This window comes from Paenibacillus sp. Root444D2, from assembly GCF_001426375.1.
Classification (GTDB): Bacteria; Bacillota; Bacilli; order Paenibacillales; family NBRC-103111; genus Paenibacillus_E.
Window position 1 is genome coordinate 45,002 of sequence record NZ_LMEO01000018.1, and the last position, 20,072, is coordinate 65,073.

Genomic DNA, 20,072 nt, shown 5'->3' on the forward strand with positions numbered 1-20,072 from the left:
GGCTCTCTTAGAAGAAGCCCAGTGCGTCAGGGCTGTAGCTAACGAGTAGATTTTTGGTTTGCTGGTAATGGGAGAGCATCATTTTGTGATTCTCACGGCCAATGCCCGAGCTCTTATAGCCGCCGAAGGCCGCATGGGCAGGATACGCATGGTAGCAATTCGTCCATACACGGCCTGCTTGAATGCTGCGCCCCATCCGGTAGGCTGTGTTCATGTCGCGCGTCCAAACGCCGGAGCCAAGGCCATAGAGCGTGTCATTCGCGATCGCCAGCGCCTCTTCCTGATTCTTGAACGTCGTAACGGAAAGAACCGGTCCGAAAATCTCCTCTTGGAAGATTCTCATTTTGTTATGCCCCTTCAAAACGGTCGGCTGAATGTAGTAGCCCTCGGAAATATCTCCATCCACCTTTGCCCGACCGCCGCCGATCAAGCATTCAGCACCTTCCTCTGCACCGATATGGATATAGCTCATGATTTTCTCAACCTGCTCGGTTGAGGCTTGTGCGCCAATCATCGTTTCCGTATCCAGTGGGTTGCCCTGTTTGATGGCAGCGACTCGCTTCAAGGCTCTTTCCATAAATTGATCATAAATCGATTCCTGAATTAATGCGCGTGACGGGCTGGTACAGACTTCCCCTTGATTCAGGGCGAACATCGCAAAGCCTTCGATTGCTTTATTGAAGAAAGCATCATCACGTGCGACCACATCCTCAAAGAAAATGTTCGGCGACTTGCCGCCCAGCTCCAAGGTGACCGGTATCAGGTTTTGCGAAGCATACTGCATAATTAAGCGGCCTGTCGTCGTCTCGCCGGTAAAGGCGATTTTCGCGATCCGGCTGCTCGAGGCAAGCGGTTTACCGGCTTCAAGTCCGAAGCCGTTGACGATGTTGAGTACGCCCGGCGGCAGCAAATCTTGGATGAGCTCGATCAGTACCAGTATGGATGCCGGCGTTTGCTCAGCTGGCTTCAGAACGACCGCATTTCCGGCCGCAAGTGCCGGAGCAAGCTTCCACGTCGCCATAAGCAGTGGAAAGTTCCACGGTATAATCTGACCCACGACGCCAAGGGGTTCATTAAAATGGTAAGCCACCATATTATCATCCAATTGGCTGAGCGAACCCTCCTGAGCGCGAATACATCCTGCAAAATAGCGAAAATGATCGATCGCCAGCGGCAGATCAGCCGCAAGCGTTTCCCGAACTGGCTTTCCGTTATCCCAGGTCTCGGCAACCGCGAGCATTTCCAAATTCGCTTCCATGCGATCGGCAATTTTATTTAAAATGACGGCACGTTCCGCAACGGAGGTGCGCCCCCATGCGTCCTTTGCAGCATGCGCGGCATTTAAAGCCAGCTCGATATCTTCTGAGGATGAGCGTGGAACCTCGCAGAAAACGCGGTTATTTACTGGTGATGGATTGTCAAAGTATTGGCCCTTAATAGGCGCAATCCACTGTCCTCCGATGAAATTTTCGTACCGTTTTTTAAATGTAACCTTTGAACCGTTTTGTCCAGGTTGTGCATAAATCATTTAGCTCAGCCTCCTTAAAATGGAATACGTTAAATAAATAAGCAAGGATCGTGCCAACCTATTGAATGCCGTCCAATAAGGCTCTGCGGTGAGCGCTTACTCGTTTTGTTCCGCTCTGAAACAACGGAAGTGTTTCACTTTGGGACATTCTTTCTTTCAGTACTCCATTAATAAAAGCAACTATGATATGATCGGGTTAGGAAACCGATTGCAATGGAGGTGTTTTATTTTTGCTATCCGTGGAAAATAACTTTTTATCAGAAGCGGCGGCGTCATCTTGGAAGCGCTGTCACGAACTTGGTTTAATGCCCACCGACCCCATTGACGATAACATTCTAACCGGAAGCCACATGCAATCTCTATTAAGGCAAAACGAGCAAACCATTCATTACACGGAGCAAATATTCGAGCAAATGCACACAGGCATCAAGCAATCCGGCCAGATGGCGCTGCTAATCGATTCGGAGGGAACCATTATTCACACGGTCGGAGACATCGATTTCTCCCGCCGAGCGTTAGCGGTTCAGCTGCAAGTAGGAGCAAATTGGGCCGAGAGAAGAAAAGGAACAAATGCCATTGGTGTCGCCCTCGCAGAGAAAAAACCCGTCCGTGTGCATGCCGAAGAGCATTATTTCAACTCCAATCACTTTTTGACCTGCGCCTCGGCCCCCGTCTTCAATTCCATCGGCGAGCTGATCGGTATCATCAATATTAGCGGCAAACAAGAGAATTACCACGCCTATACGTTTACACTTGCCTGTATGGCAGCCCTTTCCTTGCAGAACAAAATTCTGCTGGAAGAGTCGAAGAAGGAGCATCTCATTACCCTCAGAGAACTCGAGCATTCCTCACTCAATCATCCTTTGCCGCTGCTCTCTCTAAGCCGGGATAACCGCATCCTTCGAGCTAATCATGCCGCCATCCGCATGGTTGGAAGTGATGCAATCGGCAAAGTGTTTACGAAGCTGGAAGGCTTTGCGGTCGAAACCATTCATAATGAGCATCAGAAGCTGTGGCAGTCCGTCTCCATTCAGAAGCAGGCAGCAAACGAGCAGCATTTGTATGCGTTTAGAGATATTATCGGCACGTGTCCGACCATCATACAGAAGAAAGAACTGGCCAAGAAGGCGGCTGCGACTGATTATCCAGTCTTATTACTAGGTGAAAGCGGCGTCGGAAAAGAATTGTTCGCGCAATCCATTCATACCGCTAGCCCCCGGTCGGCAGAGCCGTTCATTGCACTGAATTGCAGTGCCATCCCGGACAGCCTGATCGAGAGTGAATTGTTCGGATACGCTCGCGGCGCCTTCACGGGAGCGAACAAAGACGGCAATGCCGGGAAATTCGAGGCCGCGCATAAGGGTACTATTTTTCTCGATGAAATAGGCGACATGCCGCTTCGTGCGCAGGCTGCTTTATTAAGAGTACTCCAGGAAGGCACGATTACTCCGGTAGGCAGCGCGAAGAGCAAAGCAATTAACATTAGAGTCATTGCAGCAACGAATAAGGACTTGGCCACGGAGATAAAGGCAGGCCGATTTCGGGCCGATCTGTATTACAGGTTGAAGGGGATACATATTACGCTGCCGCCCTTACGGGAAAGAAGCGATATTTTGACATTAGCCGGGCATTTACTCCAAAAGCATGCTTCGCCCTGTCCATTCATAACGGAAACCGCGCAGCAGAAGCTATCAACCTACTGTTGGCCGGGCAATATAAGAGAGCTTAGCGGCATTCTTATGCAGGCGGTCTTCCTAGCTGGAGGACAGGCGATTGACGCTGAGCATCTATCGTTCGAAGAATCCGATGAGGCTGTGCAAGCAGGATCAGGCAAAGATCACCCACTTACACTGAAGGATGCAGAAATCACGGCGATCAAAAAGGCGCTGAAGGCCTCGGAATGGAACCTTAGCAAGGCCGCCGGTCATTTGAAAATCGGAAGAACGACGCTTTATCGCAAGATTGAGGAGTACGGCATAACGTTATTTTAATGAAATATTAGCTAGACCTAGCGCCCTATCTCTTGGAGATTGGGTGTTTTTTTCATCGGTCTATCAATGGTATGATGGAGCCATATGGAAAGCATTTCCTAGGAAAGGAATATGGGTTATGTCAAAAGCTGATCATATGCTTTCTATCCTGTGGTTGCTCAAATCTCAGAAGCGAATAACAGGTAAGCAGCTTGCTGAGAAGTTGGAGATAAACATCAGAACCGTCTATCGATACATCGATGCTTTATGTGCCAGCGGAGTCCCGATTATTTCTGATTCCGGGCACAATGGCGGTTATAGCTTGCTCGGTCATTTCAATGAAGCTCCGCTTGTATTTGATCTAGATGAACAAAAAGCGTTAATTCACGCGGCCGCTTTTGCCCAGGAGGCGGGGTATCCGTTTGGAGAGAAATTAAGTCAGGCCGTCGCTAAGCTGAAAATGTATACCAATGAAACACAACGCCATCAAATCCATCTACATGAGCAAGGTCTTGACGTCATTCTTCCCCAAGCTGATGCTTCGCAAGTATCCCTGCTTCAAGAAGTAGAAATGGCGGTGGCTCAGAGCGTTACGCTATTTATGCATTATCAAAAAGGCTACGGATCTGTCACAGAAGCTCGTGATTTGGATCCTTACGGACTTGTTTGCTGGAAAAGCAAATGGTATGTGGTAGGTCATTGTCATCTTCGCAAAGAAATTCGAAGCTTTCGCATCGATCGTATTCGAAATTTGGAAACGACGGCGAAGACGTTTGAACGGCCTGCTGATTTCTCGGCGCGCCAATTTATCCTTTCAGGTGTGCTGCCTGATTCGGATAAGCCAGATGAGCTCATTTCTGTCAAAATTACAGGAAGAGAGCAAGCACTAGATGATCTTTGTGGTCATTGGTTTCTGGCCCATGCCTTGGTAGATCGTTCGCAGCTTGAAGTACATTTTAAACTGGAAGAGCGATACATCTTGTTTAATCTTCCCTACTTTCTTCTGACTTATGGGGGGACCCTTCGCATTAAAGAGCCGCAGCTGCTCCAAAACCAAATGATTGAGGTAACGAAAAATTTACACAATTATTATGCGGCTGCGCAGCTTGACTGACCGTTTCTGTCAGTGAAGATGGGCTACAATGGGTCTTAGGTGAAACCTAAGAGGAACGATCATGAATTTATTACAAGTTCGTATTTTGGTAGATGATTTTCACAAAAGCGCAGCTTTTTATAGGGATCTATTAGAATTGAAAGCAGACTGGTATGAAGAGTCGATGGAGTACGCGTTGTTTAACACGGGCGCTGCTCGTATCGAGCTGCTGTCCCGCAAAGCCATGGGTGAAGCATTGGGCGAAGATTTGGGGCAAAACGGCAGCTATGCAACGAATTTTGTACTCAATATTGAAGTTGAAAATATAGATGATACCTACCATCGTTTATCAGATAAAGGCATCAAATTCGTCAAAGAACCATTTCATCATCCGACATGGAATGGACGACTTGCCCATTTTCGGGATGCAGATGGCACATTAATAGAACTCTATCAAGCAAATAAGAAGGAGGATTGATCTGATGTCTACTCAAATTCTCAAAAATTACGAGTATCATGTATGGGCTAATAAGCGGGTTTTCACTCGTTTAAAGGAACTGCCGGAGGAAATTTTGCTGCAGGAGTTGAGCGATGTATTTCCAACCATACATGCCGGCCTTGTGCACATCTACAGAGTGGATACTGTCTGGTTATCCGGCATGAAGGGAAACAGCTATGACCAAATCAGAGAGCTGCTCGTCAATGTTGAAGAAAAGACCAAAGGAAAAAGCTTGAAACAACTGGAGGCCGCTTTCTCAGAGCTTGCCGAGGCTTACAAAACCTTTCTGAATAGCGATGTCGATTGGCAAGCTATGAAAGACTTTCCGCATCCAACCTATGGCGTCCTGCATGCCAGCATTGAAGAGCTTATCCAGCACGTTGTTAATCACGGCACTTACCACCGCGGCAACATCACTTCTATGCTCCGTCAGCTCGGACATGCAGGTGTATCTAGTGATTATGTGTTTTACTTATATGATGTAAATAAGTGAAATAAGATCCGCTATCGAACTAACTAACTCTCTTTTTATAAAGTGGTATCATCAGCGATCGACGTTTCCATCAATTCCTTTACCTCTTTGAGGTCATTGGATTTGCCTAATGCCCACATCAATTTCGGAACGATCGCTTCTTTATTCATATCCTTCGACGAAATAATCTGTTCTCTGCCTACTCTTCGCCCAACTTCATAAAGCGTCAAATCGCCGCCTTCTTCCAGACATTGTGTTGTAATGACAACAGCGACTCCAGCTTCTATAAGCTCAATGATTTTCGGAAGAAGGTTGCGACCTTGGGTAGGAACCCCTCCTAAACCAAAGCCTTCAATAATCACACCTCTATAGTGTTGTTTCAAATAGTCAAAAAGCTCAGGCTTCGTACCTGGATGCAGCTTTAGCAAAAAAACATCGGGACATAGCGCTATGTCCAGCTCTATCTCTTTATTGTGTACAGGTATACCAGACGAAGTGTACTTGATTTCATCGCCTTCAAAGTACGCCACATACGGATGATTAATGCTTTCAAAGGCATCGTAACTGCGGGTTCTCACTTTCACGGCTCTTGTCCCGTTAATCACCTTGCCATCAAAAACTATAAATACACCGCCAATGTCTTCACAGGCAAACTGGGCAGCGTTACGCATGTTTTGGATGGCATCAGTGTGGTTGTTGTGGATAGGAACCTGAGAACCTGTAATAACAACCGGCTTACTCATATTTTGCAGCATATAGGAAAGCGCGGCTGATGTATAACTCATCGTATCCGTTCCATGCGTGATCACAAATCCGTCATAATCCTCATAATTCTTATATACGGCTTCCGCGATGCGGACCCAAAATTCAGGCTGCATGTTCGTGCTGTCAATTTCCATCAGAACGCTACTGTCTACCTGATACAGGTGATTATGTGCCGGCAGATAGCTTATCAGTTCGTCGGCCGTCATCCCCGGGGTCAATCCATCTTCACCAACTACAGATGCAATGGTCCCACCCGTAGCTAACAAAAGTATCTTTTTCATAGAAATGTTCCTTTCGCATGGTATCCAGTTTCAAATATAGAAAACCTCTATCAAGGTCGTTCAAAAAAGAGCGACCTGCTAGAGGTGAGTTTATATAACCTTATTATAGATCCAATTATAGGATTTTGCTAAGAAATGCTTGGGTACGTTCGTGTTTGGGGGAATCGAATAGTTCGGAAGGTGATCCTTCTTCTACGATATACCCTCCATCCATGAAGATGACACGATCTGCCACCTCGCGCGCGAAGCCCATTTCATGCGTTACGACGATCATGGTGATTCCTTCATGGGCTAAATCCTTCATCACTTGCAGCACCTCACCGACCATCTCGGGGTCTAAGGCCGAAGTCGGTTCATCGAATAACATCACACGCGGATTCATAGCCAGCGCACGGGCAATAGCTACACGCTGCTGTTGTCCGCCAGACAACTGATCAGGGTACGCATCCCGCTTCCCGGCTAAGCCGACTTTGTTCAGCAGTTGCATGGCTTTTTGTTCATTTTGCTGCTTATCTGCCTTTTTGATGTGCTTAGGGGCCAGCATGATATTTTCCAATACGGTCAGATGCGGAAATAAGTTAAAGAGCTGAAAAACCATACCTACATTTTGGCGTAAATGATCGATATTCGTGTTAGGTGAAGTCACTTCGACATCACCGATCACAACTTTTCCAGACGTCACATCCTCAAGAAGATTCAGACAACGCAGGAATGTACTCTTTCCTGATCCAGAGGGTCCAATCACGCAAACCACTTCTTTCTCTTGGATCGTAGTTGAAATATCTTTCAGCACTTCGTTCGTACCGAATTTCTTTTTCAAGTTTTGTACGACGATCATTTGGAAGCATACCTCCTCTCAAATACGCGAGCTAAGCGGGATAAAGCATAGATGATAATAAAGTAAATGACACCTACAACTCCCCAGATCTCAAAAGCACGATAGTTGGCAGAGATAATAATCTCCCCGCTCTGTGTCAACTCACTAATTCCGATGACGGACAAAAGGGAAGTATCCTTAATACTTACAATGAATTGATTGACGAAAGCAGGTATCATCCGGCGAATGGCTTGTGGTAAAATGACCAATCGCATCGTTAGCCATTTACTAAGCCCCAACGAGCGTGCCGCTTCCATCTGTCCCTTGTTAATTGAGTTAATGCCCCCACGGAAAATCTCAGCTATATAAGCACCAGCATTTAAGCTAATGGCAATAATACCTGCAGTCTCTGCCGGTATCCGAATATCAAAGAAAGCGGGTATACCAAAATACTCAAAGAAGACCTGAACTAACAGTGGTGTTCCCCGAATGATATCAACATAAGAAGAAGCAATACCCCGAAGAATTTTACTAGAAGAAACATTCATCAAACCCGTAATTAAACCAATAAGAAAAGCGATCGGTAAAGAGATGATAACAATTTTAAAGGTAATTAAAGCGCCTTTCAGCAGCATGGGTAGTGCATCTAAAATAACCTGCAACGAGGAAGTCACCGGATCCCAACCCTTCCTTTTTAATGGAATTCATAATGACGCTAACCTTCTGAGGCCCATCGAACATTGGGTGACAAAAGGTTAGCGCTTGTGTTATCTATTTAGTGGATTTTCCCATATAAGTGCTGATAATTTCATCGTATTTTCCGTTAGCTTTTACCTTTTTGATTCCATCATTAATTTTTTTCATCAATTCTTCGTTTTCCTTACTCACCGCAATACCATAGTTATCGCCGTTCAAACGATCCCCAACAATTTTCAGCTTGGAATTCGGATCAACTGCAATCTTATACGAGATCACCGGAAAGTCTTCAATCGTTACATCGGCGTTTTTATTGGCGACTTCTTGATACATGGCCGGACTATCATCGAAATACTTCACTGTAGCGCCATATTTTTTACCATATTCATCTGCTTGTTTTGCTCCGGAAGTACCTTTTTTAATGGCAATGACTTTCCCCTTCAAGTCTTCAGGCGTTTTGATTGTTGTATTATCTTCTCGGACGATTAGCGAAAGTCCGGCTGTGTAATACGGATCCGAAAGGGCAACAACCTGTTTACGTTCGTCCGTAATACTGATGCCGGCAATAGCGCCATCCAATTGTTTGGATGTAATAGCAGGTATAATTCCTTTAAAATTCATAGGTTTTAATTCAACTTCAAATCCCTCTTCTTTGGCAATTGCGTTGATTAAATCAATATCTATTCCAATGTACTTGCCATCTTTTTGAAACTCGAAAGGGGGATACGTCGCATCCGTACCGAACGTGTATTTCTTAACTGCTGCTGCTGTTTGTGCAGGTTGTGTAGTCTGCGTAGACTTATTATCCGTAGTTGCACCATTTCCACAAGCACTAAGTGTTAAAGCTATAACCGTTCCAAGTACTACTGATAAACCTTTTTTCATGTAAGAACCCCTTTTCTTCTATTAAATTTGAGATCGATTAATTTGATCACTTTGTAATTACATACTACTTCCCGCTCTACAGCAACATACAGAATCCTACAAAAACAATTACATGACATGAAAATATAGTTTACATCCGCGACTAGTAATTTCATTAGAAAATTTTGTATCCGATTACATTTCGTATGGGTATCTATTTCATGTGATGATATATCACAACGAAATAAAAAAAGGAATCCAAACCTCCAGTCCTTACTATCTCCAGACTTGAGAGGTTGAATTCCTTACTCAACTATTTAATTTTTCTAGGGTCTCCATATAAAAAACCTGTAAAAACTTTTTGATGTTTACTTTTCCTTTATCGGGCTGCAGATCTTCGTCCATGACTTTCATCCTCATGCGAATATCCTGAAAATCAAAGTACAGCGGCGCATAATACTCGAACTTAGGATTACTATAATCGGTTAAACCAATGGAAGCCATATTATTCAAAGCAGCCATGATCGTCCGTCGAATGCGTTGTTCAATCGCCTTACTTTCCTTCTCAATATCTTTCTGGCCTTGTTTATAGGTGTGGGCGACAGACTCGTACAATTCTTTTAAAGGAGGGAAACTCGTTGCTTCTCTATGTTCGATGGCATTCTCCATTAAGGCTATAATGTCTTTACTGCCAATTTCACCGATGATTCCCAAATCCATTAGAATCGTCTTCACCACATCACGAACTTTTCGCTCTTTGCGGGGAGAGGATGGTCCAGCGATATCTAATTTGGCTAAAGATTGCTTGATCTCAGAAACATACCGCTCATATTTCCACTGCTCATTAACTTTGCTCAGTACGTGCTCTACTTCCACGCGATTAATCGGCTTATGAATAAAGAACTCGATTCCTTTTTGATAAGCTTCCCCTACCATGTCCTTATTTTCAATTTGTGAAATCATAATAAATTTTCCGTCATACCCGCTGTTTTTTAATTGCGTGATTGTCTCAATACCATCCTGATCAGGCATCAACAGATCAATCAACACGACATCCGGTTTCGATTTAAGGATCATTCGAGCCCCCTCAATTCCACCTTCCGCCGTCCCCATCACCTCGCCAATGCCGCATTCATCAATAATATCTTGCAGCATACTTCTGCAAACGACATCATCATCAACGATCATAATTGAAAGTGCCATCGACTCTACCCTCTTTAATTAGACTTGTTAGTGGGAGACGAACAACAAACTGAGTACCGCTTGCTTTCTCCGATGATGTTACTGCGATACTCCCCCCAAAGGAATGAACAATATCGCGTACATGAGAAAGACCGATTCCGGTTGCTGCTATCCCTTCTTCATTGTACTTGGTCGTGTAACCAGGTTCGAAAATAAGTTCCTTCTTATGATCAGGAATTCCTTTTCCGGAATCTATGACGATAAAATAGACGTCGTCTTCTTTTTCAAAGACCCGAATATGTATACTTCCATTTTTCACTATAGCTTCTACCGCATTGGCAACTAAGTTATTCAAGATCGTAAGCAAAGGTACATAGTGCGTTGTGTTCTGATTAAACTCCAGCTCTTTTTCAATGATAATCTTTTTCTTTAGCATTTCACTATATTCTTGGTTTCCCTTTACGACAAAGTGCATGATCTCCGAAAGACTCATGTGAACGACAACTTCACTATCGAATAATTTCAGTAAACCTGCCAGAATACGTTGGGAATCCTTCTTTACTTCATGGATTTGTTGGGCAATGCCTAACGTACGCTGACTATAGCCTTTGAGATTATCTTCATTTAATTTCCGATAGAGGTCATAGCTATCCGCGGTAATCCCCTCTATGGTATCCATGGCTTTTTTCAAATAAAAAGCTTCTCCATACAAACCAGAGTTGATGTTCAGCATCTGCTCCATCCGTTTTTCCTGCTCCGCGTGTAGAAACCGCATCTGACTGATAACAATGCTGTTGTACAGACCGATTACAAAATAACTGCGTACGACTGCTATGACCATTATAAGGAACCATTCTTTAAAATAAAAGGTATTCGTACCGAGGAATACCCCACGCAATAATAACTCCGTTTCATTAGAAACGAAGTCAATTAATGCGATATATCCACCTAACATGAGAGGGTGAAGTTCTTTCAATCTTTGTCGAAGCTTACTCATGCCAAACGCAAATATGACATAGTAACAACCGGCTGCCACATTATTCTGCAAGATCTCCATGATCGTATAGGAATGCACGTGAGTGATCCATTCTCCAGACTGAACGGTCATGCTAAGGATACCCGTTAGGATACCCGTTTTCACATAGGGTAAATGCGGCATGAGCAATAACAGAAACAAAAAGATACTAACACCGAGACCAATGCGAAAATAATCGTTGCTAAAGGGATTGATCTTGAATTGTTCGCCGGTGGCCGTAGCTACAGCGATTACGATCATTTGCAATCTTTCGTTTTTGACTAAATTCTGCATCTTTCGATTCGCACCTACTTGAGGGAAGTCTGAATTTATCTGCCCATGAACTTAAATTCTAATGCTTTATACTAGCATACATGACCCCTCTTTTGAAAAAAAGTTTAGCCGTCATTCATACTGCGGTTTACCTCGCACGCAAATGACGGCTAAATTTTAAATGGCCAGTTTAATTTGTTTCGTGTAGAAAAAGCGAACGATGAAAAAGTAGACAACTTGTATAGCGGCAAAGATGCATAGTACAATGGCGGACTCTTTAAACAAATTATAACTAAACATATGAGATAATGCCGTAAGTGCCACAGCCCCGTGGACAAGCGCTACTACAATCGGTGCGAAGAAAAGAATCGCTGTTTGCCTGTTAAGCACTTTTTTCAATTCGGTTTCAGTCAAACCCATTTTAGCTATGGCTTTAAATTTTTGTTTATCTTCGTCTAAATCCGTATAGAGGCGGAAATATAGAAAGCTTCCGGCCGAAACGAAAAAGACAATTCCGATAAACAATCCAATGAACAGCACCGGTCCATAGGTTCTATTTAAATCATATATTTCGTAATCAACAGCAGACAGCGCATGCCTTCCGACCTGTTTCGTTAAAATTTCGCCTGCTTGAATAACGGCCTGCCCCTGGTTCCCTTTGGCCTGCCATACATGAAACCTTCTTTTTTCAATAGATTTTGGAAGCTGCTCATAGGCATCATCTTTGACGATATAATAATCATACATTTCCGTAAATACTCTTGAACTGATGATGACATTAGGCTGCAGGGTTATGCCTGATTGAAGCTTAATAGGTTGCTTCAGCTGTTTATCATCTCGGTTATTCCCCATTCTTTCAAAATGAACGACTGCCGACTGTCCGTCTTGCAGGTTGATTTTATTGACCCCAATTAAGCTGGCAAAGCGATTATAATCTGACTGCTTGGTGATCAAAGTAGGAGTTTTTTGATCATTTACGCGATAGTAACTGAGTATGGCTTGATCCTTCACGGTCTCGATTTGCTTGCTGCCTAATTGTTCATCAATGAAAGCGATATCCTTCTCTTCCTTATCCTTACTGTCGACCTTGTCTGACGTATAGGTTAACGTGTAGGGGTTTTGTTCTTTCGTTGAACCTGTGGTTAGTGATTGAAATCCATAAAGTGATCCAATAGCACTAAAAGCTACGGTCGAAATGATGGCAACCATGAAAAACGTTCTTGCATTATCCTTCATTCGAAACGAAAGATCAGCAAACAGCAGCATATTTGTTTTCCGCCAGAAGATGGAATCCCTGTTCTTTAGACTGCGAATCACATAAACACTTAATTGGGTAAACAACAGATAGGTACCTATGATAACCACAATAATAACTGGCACCATAACAACGAAGACAAGGGATCCTTTCGCGATCAAAGCAAAGAAGTAACCAATCCCGAGCAATACAATGGCTGTTATGGTTAAAAAAACAGAGGCCCTTGGTTCTCCTTTGGACTTCTTATCTCCTTTAATCAGGTTGATTAACTTTCCGCTGCGCAGAACATAAGAGACAACAAATGAAATGAACAGAAACAAAGTAGTGAAAGATACAAACGACATGATCATTGCCTTCAATGGCATATAGAAATTCAGCTCAGTTCCGATAATCAGAACGTTTTCAGCTGTTAGTAGAATTCCTTTTGCAAAGACTAATCCAAGAGCTATGCCCCCTATTGTTGCAAAAAATCCGATTAGCATGTTTTCACAAAATACCATCGAACGGATTTGTCTTGTGGACATGCCTAGCATCATCAATAGCCCAAATTCTTTCTTGCGAGATTGCAAAAAAGAGCTCATCGAATACATAACGAAGAAAAAAGAAAAGACATAAATGATGCCTGAAGCCACATTAAGACCAAAGGTTGCTTTGGAATTCACTGCTTCTCCGTTCAGCGCCGGATGGAAAGCAAAGATGGCAAAAGTGAAAAATACCATCACCATGAACATACTACTCAGAAAATAAGCCGCATATAGCCTCTTATTGCGAGTGACGTTATTAAACGCGAATTGACGAAAGGTCATTTGCGTTACCTCCCAATAAAGAGAGTGTATCGATAATCTTCTGGAAGAAAACCTGACGATTATCGCCGCGATGAATTTCGGAATAAAACTTTCCATCTCGGATGAAGACGACTCTGTTGCAATAACTGGCTGCTTGAGGGTCATGCGTTACGAGCATCATCGTTGTCTGTTCGGTTTGATTGATGGATTCAAGCATTTCCATAACATCTTTAGATGCCTTTGAATCCAGATTTCCTGTCGGTTCATCTGCAAGCAATAGCTTAGGTGTATGAATCATCGCCCTGGCAACTGCCGCTCTCTGCGCCTGCCCGCCAGATATCTCGTACGTACGTTTTTTCATAATTTCGGTAATCCCAAGTTTCTTGGCAATTTCATTTGCCTTTTGCTTCATCTCGCTGACTTTTTGACCGTCCAACGTCAAAGGTAGGACAATGTTTTCTTCAACGGTTAACGTATGTAGGAGATTAAAGTCTTGAAACACAAATCCCAGCTCACGCCGGCGGAATTTAGCTAAGTCGTTTTTGCTTAGATGATGCGGATTATGGCCAGCGATTAGGATTTCGCCCGTTGTCGGTTCATCAATGGTTGCGATCATATTGAGTAAGGTTGTTTTTCCGCTTCCAGACGGACCCATAATTCCAACAAATTCACCTGATTCAATGGTCAAATCGATATCCGATAAAGCGCGGTAGGCGATCTTCCCCTCATAAATTTTACTTGCTTGTTTCACTTTCAGCATCATGAAAGCTCCTTTCAAATAATCATCATTCGATCTGTGATTAGTGTACCGCTATCGACCGAGTTCAACTATTGATTCATCTTTCACTTTCCTTACACGGTTGTAAGGTTTTGCGATGACACGAAAATAATTCGAAATGTCGTGCCTTCAGAAACTTTCGTATCAAGTTCTATCCGGTGCCCAAGATGTTCGGCTGCTTCTTTCGTTAAATAAAGCCCCATTCCCGTTGATTCTCTGAATTTACGCCCATTTTCCCCTGTATAAAAAGGGTTGAAAATACGGGTTTTATCGGTATCCGGGATGCCTACTCCGAAGTCAGTTACCTCTAATACCGCTTCTTTATCTTTCTCGTACAGGGAAATGATTAGTTTCTTACTTTTCCCTGCTGAATACTTCACCGCATTATTGACTAATTGTGAGAGCATAAAAAACAGCCATTTTTCATCCGTCTCTACGACGATTCCTTCCTTCATCTCCTGCAGTTGAGGATACACCTGATTACGGATATAGAATCGTTTATTTTCCTGATTCACTTCATTCACGATTTTGGACAGAACGACAGGTTTGACATGAAAATCCTGCTCAATGGTTCGAAGGCGCGCCATATACAGAATCGTATTTAACCCTGTCTTCATTCGTTCCGTCTCTTCGCGAATATAGGAAGAATCCGGTTCATCCAAGTTTCGAGCGGTGAGTTCGATGACGGACAGAGGTGTTTTCATCTGGTGTACCCATTGGTCCATGAACTTCAGATGCTCCTCCTGTCGATGTTCTGCCGTTTTGATTTGTTGCTGGTAATGCTTATACTGATTTCTCAACAGCTTATTGAAAGCTTCCGACACAGGGGTTTGCTCCGTTTTCTGGAAGGAATCATCCAATGACTCAAGCGGGTTGCTGAGGCGCTGATAGAAACTGCGGCGGCTATAGTAATGGTAGAACAGATAACAGCCAAGAAAGAAAAATCCGAGGAAAATGGCATAAAGAGCCGGCGCCATATTGCGATATCCATCGAGCCAGTAAATGCCTAGAATCGTGATAAATTGAATAATCTGCAAGACCAGCAATAGAGAATGCTCTTTGATAAATAACTTCATTGATCTCCCGCCTTCGTCCATGTAACGTTCAGACGATATCCGGCGCCCCTTACCGTTTCCACCGCATCTTCTATGCCTAACTCATGGAACTTTTTCCTGACACGAGTAATGTTTACATTGAGTGTATTTTCATCTACATACGATTGATCGTCCCATAGTTTCTCAAGTAAATCTTCACGGCCAGATACGCGTGGATAGCGCTCCATCAGACTTTCGATGATGTCGGCTTCTTTTTTTGTGAGGGAAGCAGCTTTTGTACCGAATAGGAACTCCAGCCTTTCTGGATAAAGCTTAAGTCCATCTCTTTCCAATACCCGCTCACCAACCTTCACCGCGTATTCCCCGTAAGCACGCCGAAGATGACTGCGAATTTTCGCTAACACAATTTCAGAATGAAACGGCTTCGTAATAAAGTCATCTCCGCCATTTTCCAGCGCCATGACCTGATCCATCTCACCTGTTCGCGCTGATATAAATATCACAGGACAGATCGATTGCGTGCGAATCTGCCGGCACCAATAATACCCGTCATAGCTGGGTAGATTGATATCGAGAAGCACAAGTTCCGGTCTATTTTTATGAAAGTCATCCATTACGTGATCGAAATCAGCTACTGATGTTACGTTATAGCCGTATTTTTTTATGTAAGACTGCAAGAGTTCAGCAATTTTAGGATCGTCTTCTACTATCATAATGGTTTGCATATCTGTCTCTCCTTCTGATTGGCGGCACACTTTTAGTATGAATAAAAAAGATTGCCAAGTAAACAATATCCAAATAAATGACAATATCAGGAGGAATTATCATGGTTGGCATATTGGAAGCAGCAATTACTACAATTAAATCTTTAACAGATGAAGAAAAACCCCAACCTCTTCATGTAGGAGAGGTGATGGCTTGTTGGATTTACTTAGCAGGCCTTGAAGTAGCCAAAGTAACTGTTCAAGCGGGTATAAATACTACGAGTGATGAGGATCTGAAAGCCATACTTAAGGAAGATTTGGAACTCAATAACAATCAACGGGAACGTCTCTATGATTTCATGCTCAAGGAAGGAATAACTTTACCGCCTGCTCATGAAGATATGCCTCAATCAGATCCTAATAGTATTCCGCTTGGCGTTAAATTGACGGATGAAGTACTTGCCAACGAATTATCTTTTAAAATCGTTAGTTTGATTCTCCGTGCCGCAGGTGCCAATGCAGAATCGATTCGGACCGATTTCGGCTTAATGTTTCTTCAATTCCAAGCGGAAAAAGTGATGTTGGGGGCAAAATTAAAACAATTAATGATGAAACGCGGGTGGATTAAAATACCGCCGTTTTACATTCCACCCGGTTCCCAACAAACATCAACTTAACACTTCATGGGGCCACCTTTTAAGTTTTAAACACTTAGGGAAGCCCCTTAAATATTTAGAACTCCGTTTCGCCAATCCACCTCACATCTGTGAGTATTAATACCCCTGTTATTCTCCGCTTATCAAGGATTCCCACCACACTTGCACACAACTCGCCTGTTTCGCCTTTCCAAGAATCCCGACATCAATTACCATCGCACTTCTTCTCCCTTTTAGGACCTCGTGTTTCAATTCCTGTCTTTATGTTTATATTATTACTACGGCTTTTTTGATCGGAGAGGAAATTTCTGATTTAAGGTAGTCTGATTTCAACTAAACAACAGGAGGTAACCATGCACATTGTTGAAGTCAATAATTTGACGAAGGTATTCGGACAAGATCCTCAGAAGGCTCTCTTCCTTCTTGATAAAGGATGGTCCAAAAAGAAAATATACGAAGAAACGAAGCATACCATTGGTGTCAACAAGGTTAATTTCACCATTCAGGCGGGCGAAATCTTCGTCATTATGGGATTGTCAGGAAGCGGTAAATCTACGCTCGTCCGTTTATTGAATCGTCTTATTGAGCCCACCTCTGGAACGATTCTCATTGATGGCGAGAATATTGTGTCGATGAACCATGAACAGCTTCGTCAAGTCAGGCGAAGAAAGATCAGCATGGTTTTCCAGAAATTCGCGTTGTTCCCGCACAAAACGATCATTGAGAATGTGGAGTTTGGGTTGGAGATTCAAGGCGGCTCCAAGCAGGCCAATCGGCAAAAGGCGCTAGAATCACTAGAGCTTGTTGGTTTAAAAGGATTAGAGGACAGCAGTCCAGATCAACTGAGCGGAGGCATGCAGCAGCGGGTTGGACTTGCGCGCGCTTTAGCGAATGATCCGGATGTCCTTCTTATGGATGAGGCATTCAGCGCATTGGATCCTTTAATTCGTAAGGATATGCAGGATGAACTGCTGGAGCTACAGGATAAAATGAAAAAAACAATTATTTTCATTACGCATGATTTGGATGAAGCCTTGCGAATCGGTGACAGGATCGCTCTGATGAGAGATGGTTCTATTGTCCAAATTGGAACTCCGGAAGAAATATTAATGAATCCTGCGAACAAGTATGTGCAGCGATTCGTAGAGGATGTCGATCTGTCCAAAGTATTAACGGCTGCATACGTGATGCGCAGGCCAGAAACAATCACTCTGGAACGCGGACCAAGGGTTGCTTTGCAGTTAATGCAGGATAGTGGCATATCGAACCTGTACGTTGTGGACAAAGCAAAACGGCTCATTGGCGCCATTACGGCAGAAGATGCCGCTATGGCTGTTCAAGGTGGTAAAACGATTGGGGATATCGTTATCCGTGATGTGCCTACCGTCCCGCCTGAGATTCATTTGAATGAATGCTTCGAGCTTATTAGTACTGCCAAAATTCCAGTTACTGTGGTCGATGAAAAGGGACGTCTATTAGGCATTATTGTTCGCGGCGCCGTTCTAGCTGCCATTGCCGGCACCCAGGATACTACTGACAAGAAGGTGAACCCCTAATGATGCCTAAAATTCCTTTGGACCGCTGGGTGGAATCCTTCATCCGTTGGTTGAATACTAACTTAGCATTCCTCTTCGACTTCTTCTCTTCCATCATTAGTGGGATCGTAGGTGGATTTACTTTCCTATTTCATGCCTTTCCCGCTATTGTTGTTATCGTACTGCTAACGCTCCTTGCTTATTATTTTGGCAAGTGGCGGCTGGCGCTATTTACTGTGCTTGGATTGCTGCTAATCCTGAATCTCGGATACTGGGACCCCACGATGGACACATTGGCTTTGGTTTTAACCTCTGCCCTTATTTCCATCATTCTTGGGCTGCCGCTCGGAATCTGGTGTGCCAGAAACCGCTCTGTGAGGAGTACACTGACCCCGGTGCTGGATTTTATGCAGACGATGCCGGCATTTGTTTACCTCATCCCAGCGGTTACTTTTTTCGGTCTTGGTGTGGTTCCAGGCGTTATTGCCTCGGTTATTTTCTCTATCCCGCCGACCATTCGTTTAACGAACCTCGGTATTCTGCAGGTACCTGCCGATTTAGTGGAAGCTGCGGATGCATTCGGGTCAACCCCGGCTCAGAAGCTTTTTAAAGTTCAATTTCCACTGGCATTGCCGACTATATTAGCTGGGATTAACCAGACCATCATGCTGTCTTTGTCGATGGTGGTTATTGCTTCAATGATCGGAGCGCAGGGCGTCGGATCGGACGTATACCGGGCGGTGACGCAATTAAAGACGGGACAAGGGTTTGAGGCAGGACTTGCTGTTGTCGTTTTGGCGATCTTGCTGGATCGACTGACACAGAGCGTTATTAGCAAGAAAAGAAGAGGGAACAAGTCTTTCGCACTTAAAAAGCCAATAATAATCGCAGCCATAGCCGCTTTCTGCATCGTTGCTGTCTTTATAGCGATTGGGAAGAAGGCCCCTGTTTCGACAAGTGCTTTTGTCGGAGACCAGGTGGGTTACAGCATTATTGGCATTGACCCCGGTTCCGGCTTAATGAATGCTTCTGAACAAGCGCTTAAGGCCTATAATCTTACCTCTTGGAAGCTAATTGAAGGATCTAGTACGGCTATGACAGCTGCCCTTGATAGAGCTTATAAAGAAGGCAAGCCAATCATTGTGACCGGCTGGACGCCTCACTGGATGTTCTCTAAGTACGATCTAAAATATTTGGCGGATCCGAAGAACGTATTCGGCGGAGATGAAGAGATTCACTCAATTGTACGTCTCCATTTGCAAACCGATCAGCCTTCGGCCTACCAATTCCTCGATAATTTTCAGTGGAAGCCTGCTGATATGGAGCAGGTGATGGCGAAAATCAAAGACGGCCAGAAACCGGAGGAATCCGCTTCGCAGTGGGTGGAGACTAACCCGGATAAAGTGAATGCATGGATTAACGGTATTCCTACAGTGGAAGGGAAGAAGTTAAAACTTGCCTATGTAGCATGGGACTCCGAAATTGCGAGTACAAATGTGGTTAAATACGTACTGGAGAGCAAGTTGGGATACCAAGTAGATATGCTTCAGGTGGAGGCAGGACCCATGTGGGCGGGTATCGCTAGCGGGGACGCGGACGCCATGGTGGCAGCTTGGCTGCCAACCACGCATAAAGACTATTATGAGAAGTTTAAAGGTAAATTCGAGGACTTGGGACCCAATCTGATTGGAACCAAGCTCGGTCTAGTCGTACCGAAATATATGAACCTTACTTCCATTGAGGATCTGGTTAAAAAATAAAGAGTACGGCATAAACAAAAAGACTGGATAAGTATATACTTGTCCAGTCTTTTTGTTCGAGTGTCACCTTCTCAAATGTTCACCACACT

General features: G+C 44.0%; 18 protein-coding genes. 7 read left to right on the forward strand and 11 right to left on the reverse strand.

The features are described 5' to 3' along the window. Positions 1-7: 7 nt before the first annotated feature. Positions 8-1,528 (reverse strand): aldehyde dehydrogenase, encoded by a 1,521-nt coding sequence (adh, locus tag ASD40_RS12530; protein WP_057303613.1) that lies wholly within the window; start codon positions 1,526-1,528, stop codon positions 8-10. Positions 1,529-1,767: 239 nt separating this feature from the next. Here adh and ASD40_RS12535 point away from each other — a divergent pair, with 239 nt between their 5' ends. The 4 genes from ASD40_RS12535 (at position 1,768) to ASD40_RS12550 (ending at position 5,583) form a co-directional block, all read left to right on the forward strand. After that, complete coding sequence (locus ASD40_RS12535) at positions 1,768-3,519, forward strand: sigma-54-dependent Fis family transcriptional regulator (RefSeq protein ID WP_235549240.1); 1,752 nt, start codon at positions 1,768-1,770, stop codon at positions 3,517-3,519. Between the two features lie 118 nt (positions 3,520-3,637). Beyond that, positions 3,638-4,612 carry a helix-turn-helix transcriptional regulator gene (locus tag ASD40_RS12540; RefSeq protein ID WP_057303614.1) on the forward strand — a complete coding sequence of 325 codons (975 nt, stop codon included), beginning with the start codon at positions 3,638-3,640 and terminating at the stop codon, positions 4,610-4,612. 61 nt (positions 4,613-4,673) lie between these two features. Beyond that, positions 4,674-5,069: a VOC family protein gene (locus ASD40_RS12545; RefSeq protein WP_057303615.1), complete on the forward strand. Its 396-nt coding sequence runs from the start codon at positions 4,674-4,676 to the stop codon at positions 5,067-5,069. A 4-nt stretch (positions 5,070-5,073) separates the two neighbouring features. Continuing rightward, positions 5,074-5,583, forward strand: coding sequence for a DinB family protein (locus tag ASD40_RS12550; RefSeq protein WP_057303616.1), 510 nt, complete (start codon positions 5,074-5,076; stop codon positions 5,581-5,583). Between the two features lie 35 nt (positions 5,584-5,618). On the opposite strand, the gene ASD40_RS12555 is transcribed toward ASD40_RS12550, so the two are convergent. The 10 genes from ASD40_RS12555 to ASD40_RS12600 all read right to left on the reverse strand — a co-directional run bounded on the left by ASD40_RS12555 (position 5,619) and on the right by ASD40_RS12600 (position 16,053). Continuing rightward, positions 5,619-6,608 (reverse strand): asparaginase, encoded by a 990-nt coding sequence (locus tag ASD40_RS12555; RefSeq protein ID WP_057303617.1) that lies wholly within the window; start codon positions 6,606-6,608, stop codon positions 5,619-5,621. A gap of 115 nt (positions 6,609-6,723) precedes the next feature. After that, on the reverse strand, positions 6,724-7,446 hold the full coding sequence (locus ASD40_RS12560) for an amino acid ABC transporter ATP-binding protein (protein ID WP_057303618.1): 723 nt from the start codon (positions 7,444-7,446) through the stop codon (positions 6,724-6,726). After that, positions 7,443-8,099, reverse strand: a complete 657-nt coding sequence (locus ASD40_RS12565; RefSeq protein ID WP_057303619.1) for an amino acid ABC transporter permease — start codon at positions 8,097-8,099, stop codon at positions 7,443-7,445. The genes ASD40_RS12560 and ASD40_RS12565 overlap by 4 nt, the downstream gene beginning before the upstream one ends. A 97-nt stretch (positions 8,100-8,196) precedes the next feature. After that, entirely contained in the window at positions 8,197-9,006 is an 810-nt protein-coding gene (locus ASD40_RS12570) for a transporter substrate-binding domain-containing protein (RefSeq protein ID WP_057303620.1), read from the reverse strand. A gap of 288 nt (positions 9,007-9,294) precedes the next feature. Further along, positions 9,295-10,188, reverse strand: a complete 894-nt coding sequence (locus ASD40_RS12575) for a response regulator (protein WP_057303621.1) — start codon at positions 10,186-10,188, stop codon at positions 9,295-9,297. Continuing rightward, positions 10,163-11,476, reverse strand: a complete 1,314-nt coding sequence (locus tag ASD40_RS12580; protein WP_057303622.1) for an ATP-binding protein — start codon at positions 11,474-11,476, stop codon at positions 10,163-10,165. The genes ASD40_RS12575 and ASD40_RS12580 overlap by 26 nt, the downstream gene beginning before the upstream one ends. Positions 11,477-11,632: 156 nt before the next feature. After that, positions 11,633-13,516 (reverse strand): ABC transporter permease, encoded by a 1,884-nt coding sequence (locus tag ASD40_RS12585; RefSeq protein ID WP_057303623.1) that lies wholly within the window; start codon positions 13,514-13,516, stop codon positions 11,633-11,635. Beyond that, on the reverse strand, positions 13,491-14,255 hold the full coding sequence (locus ASD40_RS12590; RefSeq protein ID WP_057303624.1) for an ABC transporter ATP-binding protein: 765 nt from the start codon (positions 14,253-14,255) through the stop codon (positions 13,491-13,493). Before ASD40_RS12590 ends, ASD40_RS12585 begins: the two co-directional genes overlap by 26 nt. Positions 14,256-14,347: 92 nt before the next feature. After that, positions 14,348-15,349, reverse strand: coding sequence for a sensor histidine kinase (locus ASD40_RS12595; protein WP_057303625.1), 1,002 nt, complete (start codon positions 15,347-15,349; stop codon positions 14,348-14,350). After that, on the reverse strand, positions 15,346-16,053 hold the full coding sequence (locus ASD40_RS12600) for a response regulator transcription factor (RefSeq protein WP_057303626.1): 708 nt from the start codon (positions 16,051-16,053) through the stop codon (positions 15,346-15,348). Before ASD40_RS12600 ends, ASD40_RS12595 begins: the two co-directional genes overlap by 4 nt. A gap of 101 nt (positions 16,054-16,154) precedes the next feature. On the opposite strand from ASD40_RS12600, the gene ASD40_RS12605 reads away from it, so the two are divergent. The 3 genes from ASD40_RS12605 (at position 16,155) to ASD40_RS39225 (ending at position 19,983) form a co-directional block, all read left to right on the forward strand. Further along, positions 16,155-16,709 carry a DUF3231 family protein gene (locus tag ASD40_RS12605; RefSeq protein ID WP_057303627.1) on the forward strand — a complete coding sequence of 185 codons (555 nt, stop codon included), beginning with the start codon at positions 16,155-16,157 and terminating at the stop codon, positions 16,707-16,709. A gap of 332 nt (positions 16,710-17,041) precedes the next feature. After that, the gene (locus ASD40_RS12610) at positions 17,042-18,244 is read left to right on the forward strand and encodes a quaternary amine ABC transporter ATP-binding protein (RefSeq protein ID WP_057303628.1); all 1,203 of its coding nucleotides are present in this window, start codon (positions 17,042-17,044) and stop codon (positions 18,242-18,244) included. Next, a complete protein-coding gene (locus ASD40_RS39225; RefSeq protein ID WP_057303629.1) occupies positions 18,244-19,983 on the forward strand; it encodes a glycine betaine ABC transporter substrate-binding protein in 1,740 nt (579 codons plus the stop codon). The genes ASD40_RS12610 and ASD40_RS39225 overlap by 1 nt, the downstream gene beginning before the upstream one ends. Positions 19,984-20,072 lie beyond the last annotated feature (89 nt).